13 protein-coding genes, 1 tRNA gene and 1 pseudogene are annotated in these 7975 nt (G+C 59.8%); 6 read left to right on the forward strand and 9 right to left on the reverse strand.

What is annotated here, in order from left to right; all coding sequences use genetic code 11:
* Window position 1: 1 nt before the first annotated feature.
* From V6K60_RS09260 to V6K60_RS09295, 8 genes are read right to left on the reverse strand one after another with little or no spacing between them, the layout of a single operon-like run.
* Window positions 2-205 carry a hypothetical protein gene (locus tag V6K60_RS09260; protein ID WP_332450238.1) on the reverse strand — a complete coding sequence of 68 codons (204 nt, stop codon included), beginning with the start codon at window positions 203-205 and terminating at the stop codon, window positions 2-4.
* A 5-nt stretch (window positions 206-210) separates the two neighbouring features.
* Window positions 211-864: a hypothetical protein gene (locus V6K60_RS09265; RefSeq protein WP_332450239.1), complete on the reverse strand. Its 654-nt coding sequence runs from the start codon at window positions 862-864 to the stop codon at window positions 211-213.
* Window positions 857-1456 (reverse strand): EhaG family protein, encoded by a 600-nt coding sequence (locus tag V6K60_RS09270; RefSeq protein ID WP_332450240.1) that lies wholly within the window; start codon window positions 1454-1456, stop codon window positions 857-859. Before V6K60_RS09270 ends, V6K60_RS09265 begins: the two co-directional genes overlap by 8 nt.
* The gene (locus tag V6K60_RS09275; protein ID WP_332450241.1) at window positions 1453-1908 is read right to left on the reverse strand and encodes a DUF2106 family protein; all 456 of its coding nucleotides are present in this window, start codon (window positions 1906-1908) and stop codon (window positions 1453-1455) included. The genes V6K60_RS09270 and V6K60_RS09275 overlap by 4 nt, the downstream gene beginning before the upstream one ends.
* Window positions 1902-2141 (reverse strand): DUF2107 family protein, encoded by a 240-nt coding sequence (locus V6K60_RS09280; protein ID WP_332450242.1) that lies wholly within the window; start codon window positions 2139-2141, stop codon window positions 1902-1904. The genes V6K60_RS09275 and V6K60_RS09280 overlap by 7 nt, the downstream gene beginning before the upstream one ends.
* Window positions 2138-2368: a DUF2108 domain-containing protein gene (locus V6K60_RS09285; RefSeq protein ID WP_332450243.1), complete on the reverse strand. Its 231-nt coding sequence runs from the start codon at window positions 2366-2368 to the stop codon at window positions 2138-2140. Before V6K60_RS09285 ends, V6K60_RS09280 begins: the two co-directional genes overlap by 4 nt.
* The gene (locus V6K60_RS09290) at window positions 2365-2604 is read right to left on the reverse strand and encodes a DUF2109 family protein (protein WP_332450244.1); all 240 of its coding nucleotides are present in this window, start codon (window positions 2602-2604) and stop codon (window positions 2365-2367) included. The genes V6K60_RS09285 and V6K60_RS09290 overlap by 4 nt, the downstream gene beginning before the upstream one ends.
* Complete coding sequence (locus tag V6K60_RS09295) at window positions 2601-3086, reverse strand: hypothetical protein (RefSeq protein WP_332450245.1); 486 nt, start codon at window positions 3084-3086, stop codon at window positions 2601-2603. Before V6K60_RS09295 ends, V6K60_RS09290 begins: the two co-directional genes overlap by 4 nt.
* Window positions 3087-3434: 348 nt before the next feature.
* On the opposite strand from V6K60_RS09295, the gene V6K60_RS09300 reads away from it, so the two are divergent.
* The 5 genes and pseudogenes from V6K60_RS09300 to V6K60_RS09315 all read left to right on the forward strand — a co-directional run bounded on the left by V6K60_RS09300 (window position 3435) and on the right by V6K60_RS09315 (window position 6772).
* Window positions 3435-3519 (forward strand) — tRNA-Leu (locus tag V6K60_RS09300).
* Between the two features lie 45 nt (window positions 3520-3564).
* Window positions 3565-3879 (forward strand): hypothetical protein, encoded by a 315-nt coding sequence (locus V6K60_RS09305; protein WP_332450246.1) that lies wholly within the window; start codon window positions 3565-3567, stop codon window positions 3877-3879.
* 339 nt (window positions 3880-4218) lie between these two features.
* Window positions 4219-5454, forward strand: a pseudogene (locus tag V6K60_RS12845) (N-acetylmuramoyl-L-alanine amidase); the annotation flags it as partial.
* Window positions 5455-5535: 81 nt separating this feature from the next.
* On the forward strand, window positions 5536-6318 hold the full coding sequence (locus V6K60_RS12850; protein ID WP_442919563.1) for a PKD domain-containing protein: 783 nt from the start codon (window positions 5536-5538) through the stop codon (window positions 6316-6318).
* A gap of 109 nt (window positions 6319-6427) precedes the next feature.
* Window positions 6428-6772 carry a hypothetical protein gene (locus tag V6K60_RS09315; RefSeq protein WP_332450247.1) on the forward strand — a complete coding sequence of 115 codons (345 nt, stop codon included), beginning with the start codon at window positions 6428-6430 and terminating at the stop codon, window positions 6770-6772.
* 334 nt (window positions 6773-7106) lie between these two features.
* On the opposite strand, the gene V6K60_RS09320 is transcribed toward V6K60_RS09315, so the two are convergent.
* Complete coding sequence (locus V6K60_RS09320) at window positions 7107-7616, reverse strand: hypothetical protein (RefSeq protein ID WP_332450250.1); 510 nt, start codon at window positions 7614-7616, stop codon at window positions 7107-7109.
* A 203-nt stretch (window positions 7617-7819) separates the two neighbouring features.
* On the opposite strand from V6K60_RS09320, the gene V6K60_RS09325 reads away from it, so the two are divergent.
* Window positions 7820-7975: nucleotidyltransferase family protein (locus tag V6K60_RS09325; protein ID WP_332450251.1), on the forward strand; the 156-nt coding region annotated here is incomplete at its 3' end.

The following is a 7975-nucleotide window of genomic DNA, read 5'->3' on the forward strand; positions in this document are numbered from 1 at the left end:
GTCAGTATCCTATGAACGGGATGTCCTCTTCTCCGCCCGGCGCCCGCCACCAGAGCGCGAGGGAGAGCACCAGTACGGGGAAGGCGATCACGATGGCTGTCTCGGCCGCCCAGAGCGGTATGAGGGATGCCGCGAGCAGCCCCCATGCGACGGCGATGACGAGGGCCGATGCCGCGAGTCCGTAGGTAACTGTCGTTCTCTTCATGGCAATCAGATGGTTATGACAATCTCCACGACGCGGAGGAAGATCAACAGCGACGAGAGGGAGCACATGATGACGTAGGGGGCGCCGGGCGCCCGGAACATCTCGGCCTTCGCCGCGTAGAACGGCGCCATCCCCTCTCCGATGACGCCGAGGGCGAGGAAGATCTTGGCCACCAGCGGGACCGCAAACCCGCCGCCCGCAAGGACCGGTATCGCGAGCGTGCCGGTGGTCGCCGCGACCAGGGCCGCGCCCCCGAAGAGCGGCAGGGTGGCGACCATGGCGACGATGCCGTACTCGTATGCCGCGTTGAGGACGTGGCGGCTTTTGACCGCCGCGACGATGCCGATGTTCGCGATCCCGACGAGGGAGACGAAGAGCGTGAAGTTGAAGAGGTCCCCGCTCCCCATCGCGCCCATCGTTGCAAGGCCGCAGGCGATCGCCATGAACCGCCGGAAACGCATCTCGGAGACCGTCGTCTCCTTCGCGTAGTAGGCGTCGCCCCCGAACGCGATGTCCACCTGCTTCTCGGGCCTGCTTGCGATGGCAAGGGCGGTGAAGATCAGCGCGAGCAGGAAGAGCGTGGTGGTGTAGGGGGTGTAATAATGGAGGATATCCCCGAACTCCAGCACGAAGAGAGCATCTCCGCCGATATCAGGCATTCGGACCACCCCGCATGGTGCCGATGAGCGACATCTTGGCCATGACCTTGACGAGGATCGCGGAGCCCGAGAGCATGACCGCGAAGAACCAGTACTGCGGGAGGATCATGAAGATGAAGAACGCGATGATCCAGAGCGCCCACGAGTAGCCGCTCGCCGTCTCGATCAGCTCGAACCGCTCGGAATGACCGCGGCAGAGGAGGTAGAAGAGCACGCCGAGGCCAGCCACCACCCCGCCGGAGAACCCGGAGAGAACGATGCCGTAGACGACGAGGAGCGCGGCAAGGATGCCGGGTGCGCTCTCCATCACCTCGATCCGCAGGCCGGCGTCGGGCGGGGTCGTGTAGCCTTCCTTGATCCGGTATATCTCCGAGAGCGCGATCAACTCGGACGTGCCGACGACAAGGCCCGGGAGGATGAGGGCCTCCGCGAGGTCGGTGCCGATCAGCGCGATGAACGCGAGGCTCGCGACCTCGATGAGGTCCGTGAGGAGGAGGCGGTGGAGGCCGTCGGTCTCTCGCATCATAGCGAAGAATGCGACTCCCATCGCTGCGAACGCCACGAGGAGGCCGAACGAGTAGTCCTGGATCATTCTTCCTCCCTCCGGTAGAGGTACGACGCGATCGCAAACGCGGTAAAGAGGATGCTCGTCTCGACGACGGTGTCGGCCCCCCGGGTGTTGTAGAGGATCTCATCGATGATCCCGCCCGGGTGGGCGACGATCGTCGTGCCGATGTAGAGCGTGTTCTCCGCGAGGTAGAGCGAGAGGGGCGTTAAGTAGGTGGTGACGTAGCCCGCGTAGGGCGAGTTCTCCGGGTACTGGGAGATGACCTCCGTTGTGCCGAACGGCACGCCGCCCCGGTCGTAGGGGTAGAGCCCGCTTGCAGGGTCGAGCAGTGTCTTCGGGTAGAGCTGGTTCTCCTCGAACGCGAGGGGCAGGGAGAGGATCCCGATGAGGGAGACGATGACGCACGCGAAGGCGAAGAGCGCGGCGAGGTTCTTGAAGTTGGAGAGGACCCGTGAGATCCGCGTGATGATCAGCACGATGCATCCCTCCACTCCATCAGGCGGACGATGACGAACGTGCTGATCGCGGTGACGGCAACAAACGTCATGAGCGCCAGGGCTTCGTCGTAGGCGAGCATGACGAGGAGGAGGCCCCACGCCGGGATCTCGAGGTTGATCAGCCGGGCGATGTAGGTCTTCGGCCGCACGAAGGCGACGGAGAAGACGCCGATCAGGAGGATGGCGAGGCCGAGGATGAATACGGTGTTCACTGTTCGGCCCTCCGGACGGCCATGAGGACGAATATCGTCGATATCGGGGCGATGAGAGAGGCCACGATCGCGACGTCCAGGTAGCCGCGGTCCACGATGAACGGCAGGGCGCCGGAGACCAGGATCCCGAGCGCGATCAACTTCGCGTAGGGGTCCTTGAGGAGGGCGGCGGAGAGAGCGCCTGCGAGCGCGATGAGCCCGAAGACGACCTCCAATGCAAAGATCATCGCTTCACCCCCCCGGCGTAGGTGCTTGCGATGGCGTTCGCCTCAAGCGTCGAGCCGACGAAGTAGGCTGCCGCCGCGACGAGGGTTATCGGGTGATCGAGCAGGAGGACGAGCGCTCCGGCGACGGCAAAGTTCAGGACGTTCGCGTACGGGAACCTCCGGCCGGTGTTCCGCTCGAGGATGGCCCGTGCGGCGGCAAAGGCCGCGATCGCGGCGACGACGTAGAGCGCGATCACTCTCTCATCCTCCAGAGCCGTCCGAGGAGCCGGCTCGCGTGGGTATGGGAGAGCCCCTGGATGGTGAGGATGGCGATCACCATTCCCGCGATGAAGTCCGAGGCACCAAACCCGACCAGGGTGAAGCCGTAGATGACGAACGTGGCGAGGACCGCGCCGGTGGTCCCGGCATAGCCGGGGTCGTAGCAGATGCGGTTGCCGATATAGACCATCACGGCCGCCGCGAGCCCGCCGGGGATGCCGGCGACGTAGACGCCGCAGGCGGCAAGGAGTGTCCCGGCCGAGGCGTCGGGGGAGCAGACGATGTTCCCCATCATGGTGCCGCCGGCGAGATCGCCGCCGCCGGCCTCGATATCCCGGGCAATGGCCGTGGCTCCGACGACTCCTCCTGTCTCCGGCAACTTGAAGAAGATATCGACGGCTACAAAGAGGATCCAGCTGATAATCGCCGCTGCCAGGATATGGAGAAGTTCGCCCAGCATTTCAGTTCAACTACAGGAGAATACGGTCGATCAATTCAATAAAGGTTTTGTTGTTACCATTCCGGGCACGATTTTGCCCAAATGCATCGGAGGCGCGTCTCCGGTATGATGGCCCCGGGGTTACTATTGTATGTAGTGTAATGGGCCTTTATATACAATATACCTTTCCGGGCATACTTTTGGGGCTGGATCCCGCGACCGTTGTCGGATTCAAGGTCCGGGGCAGAGATTTTCCAGAGCAGGCCCGGGGGTGGATGGTGCCGCGAGGGCTGCCGGGGACTTCCTCACCGGTCGCGTCACGCGCCGGGGGAACAAGTATAATGCTCACGGCGCCGACATATATGGCACGCGGGGGTTGCCGAGCCAGGTCAAAGGCGCTGGATTTAGGGTCCAGTCTCGAAGGAGTTCAAGGGTTCGAATCCCTTCCCCCGCATACTTACCAATTCTTTACGAGCTCCGCGCCGCGTTTCTTTGCGCCATGACCGGCACCGACATGCCGGCGCCCGAGAACCAGGCTGCCTGCCAACGCCCGGGGTGGCCGGGGTATATCCGGAACGGTTCGGGGGTGGTGGGGAGTGCGCTTCTTTTTCGGGCGGTGCGGCCGGGCGAGCGTCTTTGCTCCCGGTGGTCGCTGCAGGACGTCGCCCTGGTTCTTTGCGGTGTCCGGGACCGCGAACGCCCTCACTCGCTCAGCACGGCCTCGCAGCGTGACGGCTGGCGCCGGGCATGCTCGCGGCTGGAGGCACCTATTGATGCGATCGACGGGTCGCGCCGCGCAGACGAATGCGGCTGAAGTGGTGCCTCCCTCGCGGCTCCGCGGCCATCCTCCGCGCATCGATAGGTGGAATCATTCATTCCTCCTGGCGATTCCCGTGAAAACGACCGTGAACGCATGAATGGAAAAGAGAAATGTTTTTGAATGCCTAGGAATGAACGACATTTGTAGAAACTGGACGCCGATCCGGCATTTTGAGGACTGCCTCTTCCCAAGCGAGAAGCATTCACGGGCCGCAACCGACATTCCGGCATGATCCTGCGCCGCCATTGCCTGCTTAATCAGATACTCCTCTCGCCTCTCCGGCAAGCAGGAGCTCACTTGCCGCGCCGGCACCGTGGATGCGTGATCATGATGATGAAGCAGGTACTCTGTCTTGTAGTGCTGTTTGCACTGGTAACGGTGGTGCCGTCGGCAGCGGCGGAACCGGTTGGAACCGATGTATCGCCAGCTATTGTTTCCCTGCATCAAAATGCAGTAAATCAAGCGATTGAATTACAGAGTATTGATAAACCGTCTGTTGTATCAAGGACTGGTTGGGGGTGTCCAGATGGGCAAGCAAGTTCTCTTTGGGCTCCCCAATTCAGCTCAGTTACCCACATCATTATTCACCACACAGCCACACCGAACAGCGATACGGATTGGGGAGCACGTGTGAGACAAATATGGGACTACCATACCAATCAGAATGGCTGGGGTGATATTGGCTATAACTACTTAATTGACCCCAACGGAATAATCTACGAAGGTAGAGCCGGTGGTGATAATGTAATAGGAGCTCATGCACTGGGTCACAATGTTGGAACTATGGGTATTGCTTTCTTGGGTACATTTTCAACGGTTATGCCAACAAATGCCGCCCTACAAAGTGCAGAAAACCTTATAGCTTGGAAATGTTCTCAAAAGGGTATTGATCCACTTGCCAGCGGTGTATCAAATGCGAATGTAAATTACTATTACATTGCAGGTCATCAAGATGTTGCATCGACTGAGTGCCCGGGTCAGGTATTATATAATTACCTTCCAACCATAAGACAAAATGTTGCAAATCAACTTGCTCCACGTCCATCATCACCGGTGCTTATCAGCCCATCAGATGAAGCAACACATGTTCCAACATGCCCAACGTTTAGATGGCAGTCTGTAACTGAAGCAAGTGAATATATCTTAGCTTTAGCTGGAGGTAATACAGGAAATGGCCTTGTATTTACTACTAGCTCAACCACATTTACCTTACCTGCTCAATATGAATTGGATGAGGGTACACTTCATGCTTGGGGGGTCGCCGCAAGGAATGCGGCTGGACAGTCAGAAGTGGGACAAGTATGGACATTCACAACCCTAGATACCACTCTTCCAACCATATCCATCACCAATCCGTATTCCAACCAGGATTTTGGTACTTCTACAATAACCGTGACTGGAACCGCATCGGATAACGTCGGATTGAGTAAGGTTGAAGTGAGAGTGGGTTCCGGTTCATGGCAGACCGCATCCGGAACAACTTCTTGGAGTCGATCCGTCACTTTGTCTTCTGGTTCGAATACGATAACCGCTCGAGCAACCGATACATCGGGTAATACCAAAGAAACTTCCGTTATTGTAATTTACAGCGATTCATCACTTGTTGCGGACTTCACCGCGAACGTCACCTCCGGTCGCGCCTCCCTCCCCGTGCAGTTCACCGATACCTCGACCGGGAACCCAACAGCATGGAGCTGGACCTTCGGCGACGGCGGCACTTCAACAGAGCAAAACCCTGTCCATACCTACACCGCCGCCGGCACCTACACCGTCACCCTGACCGCAACGAACGCCGCCGGGTCGAACACCACGACCCGGGCAAACCTGATCAACGTCCAGCCCCCTTCCTCCGGGGGCGCCGCCCTGCTCATCCCCAGCGCCGCCGTCCCGACCGGTCGCAGCATCGTGCTCCCGGTCAGGATCGCCAACGTCACGGGCTGCTCAGGGTTTGCGGTCGACCTCACCGCTGACCCGGCTAACCTGCGGATCGACAACGTCACCGTCAACGGCAGCACGGTCACCCGCTCGACGCTCGTCACCAACGCCGTCTCGGATGGCCTCGTGCGCATCACCCTGACCAACACCGATGGCATCACGGTAACTGATCCTGCGGCAGTCATCGATGTCGGCATCACCGCCGTCGGAAAGAGCGGCAACGTCACAGCGCTTGTGGGCACCGACGCCACCTGGAGCGACCAGGAGTTTGCCGTCCACCCGATGAGCGTCACCGCCGGCACCATCAGGATCGGCCTGAAAGGCGACTTCAACAACAACGGCGTCGTGGATATCGGCGACGTCGCCCGGGTTTCCTACATGGTCGTCGGGAAGACGGCGGCCGACCCGGCGGCCGACTTCAACAACAACGGCGGGGTCGACATCGGGGACGCCGCGAAGATCGCCTACTACTACGTCGGCAAGATATCGGCTCTCTAACGTAACTTGGGTGAATAACCATGCATCACACCAACCACACCTTTCTTCCGGTGCTGTGCCTCGTCATGACCAGTCTGGTCGTCGGAACCGTGAGCGCGGCAACCGGGATTTGGGCACCGACGGGAAACTGAAAAACCACACACAAACCTGGATACTCTGGGGTATGTGCTTAACTGGGCGGGAAGTCAGGGTGAATGCAACCGGTACGAACGGTGCCAGCAACACGACCATCACGATCCCGCTCACCGTGGTGAAGAGCGGAGATGCTAGCGAGGATAATCGGGTTTCGCTCTATGATGCTGTCTATATCGCCTGGTATACTATTGGAATGGAGGGTTACTCGATGACGGAGAGCGTCGGTGAGGTTTCAGGTGATGGGGAACTATCAATCCACGATGCGATGTATCTAGCAAAGCATGTGCTTGCGGTTCCCGGTTTTGAACTGTTGCATTGATGAAACAACGCCTCTTTTTCTCATCACCAACCCGAAAGCCGTACCTTTGAACTGTGCCTTGTCCTGTGGATGCCTTGATCCTAACTTCCGGTGTGCCGCCGGGCGAGATTCCTCGCTGGCGCTGCTCGCTTCGGAACATCACCCTGGTTCTTCCCAGTGCACTGGACCTAGGGCGCCCCCACTCGCTCGTTTCCGCTCGCTTCGTGACGGCTGCTCTCTGCCCGCCGCTTGCATCGCCGGCTTAAAAGCTTGGGCATACAACAGCCGGTAAAGTTGGAAGAGAAAATGACAAAATGGGCTCCTCTCTGGCAGGAAAGAGGGGATTCTCCCCCTCTCACTCCAGGGCGGGCACGGCATCCGCCCAGGTCTCGACCGCGGCCCGGATAGTGTCGTCCTGGTAGGACGAGATCCGGACGGTCTTCCTCGTGAAGGTGACGTAGTAGTCGTCACCGGACGGGTCGTGGCACTTGAGCTGGCAGTAGTAGGTCTCGCCAGCGAAGTTGCGCTCGGCGTCCCCGCCCATCGCGGCCGCGAGGGTCGCGTTGGCGAGAGCCTCTGCGGCGTTCGCGTTGAAGGCGGTGATCGAGGGGGACTGCAGGGAGACGGCCCCGACCCGCTTGCCGGTGTTGTCATCGAAGAACTCCACCTTCGCGGTGTAGTGCTCGCGGTTCCGGATGACCCCCGGAACGGGGACCCCGTCGGAGCCGGTATACCCGACGCACTCGAAGGGGTTGTCGTTGATGACGGCCTCGATGAGGTTGTTAAACGCTGTTACGGTGGCGATCGGAACGGTGAGGTTCCGGATCGCCGATTTGTTCACGGTCTTCTGCACGAAGTCTGCTATGGGTTTGTTCTCCTAGCCTGCATTTTCCCGGGAATTTGACAGACACGTAGGGTATACCCGGGAGGATATTAGCCTGACTTTATCAGGGAGCGCCGGAAGGCCGTTCCCTTCGTGAAGGCTGCCCTTGATGCCGCAATTTTAGCGATGCGGTCACCGGGGGCAAATTTATATCTCCACCTTCCGATAAGACTGATTGAACAGCCATGTCCGTCACGCACGATCTGATCTGGAAGAAGCGTTCCAAGATTCTCGCAATAGCCGGACGGCACGGCGCCACGAACCTGCGGATCTTCGGGTCGGTCGCCCGCGGCGAGGCGGGGCCGGAGAGCGACCTGGATCTCCTGGTGGACCTGGAGCCG

This window comes from Methanoculleus sp., from assembly GCF_036677455.1.
Classification (GTDB): Archaea; Halobacteriota; Methanomicrobia; order Methanomicrobiales; family Methanoculleaceae; genus Methanoculleus.

Bases quoted from the DNA above. Each gene is read 5' to 3' on its own strand.
- V6K60_RS09260 (WP_332450238.1), bottom strand. From the start codon at position 205: ATGAAGAGAACGACAGTTACCTACGGACTCGCGGCATCGGCCCTCGTC.
- V6K60_RS09265 (WP_332450239.1), bottom strand. From the start codon at position 864: ATGCCTGATATCGGCGGAGATGCTCTCTTCGTGCTGGAGTTCGGGGAT.
- V6K60_RS09270 (WP_332450240.1), bottom strand. From the start codon at position 1,456: ATGATCCAGGACTACTCGTTCGGCCTCCTCGTGGCGTTCGCAGCGATG.
- V6K60_RS09285 (WP_332450243.1), bottom strand. From the start codon at position 2,368: ATGATCTTTGCATTGGAGGTCGTCTTCGGGCTCATCGCGCTCGCAGGC.
- V6K60_RS09295 (WP_332450245.1), bottom strand. From the start codon at position 3,086: ATGCTGGGCGAACTTCTCCATATCCTGGCAGCGGCGATTATCAGCTGG.
- V6K60_RS09305 (WP_332450246.1), top strand. From the start codon at position 3,565: ATGACCGGCACCGACATGCCGGCGCCCGAGAACCAGGCTGCCTGCCAA.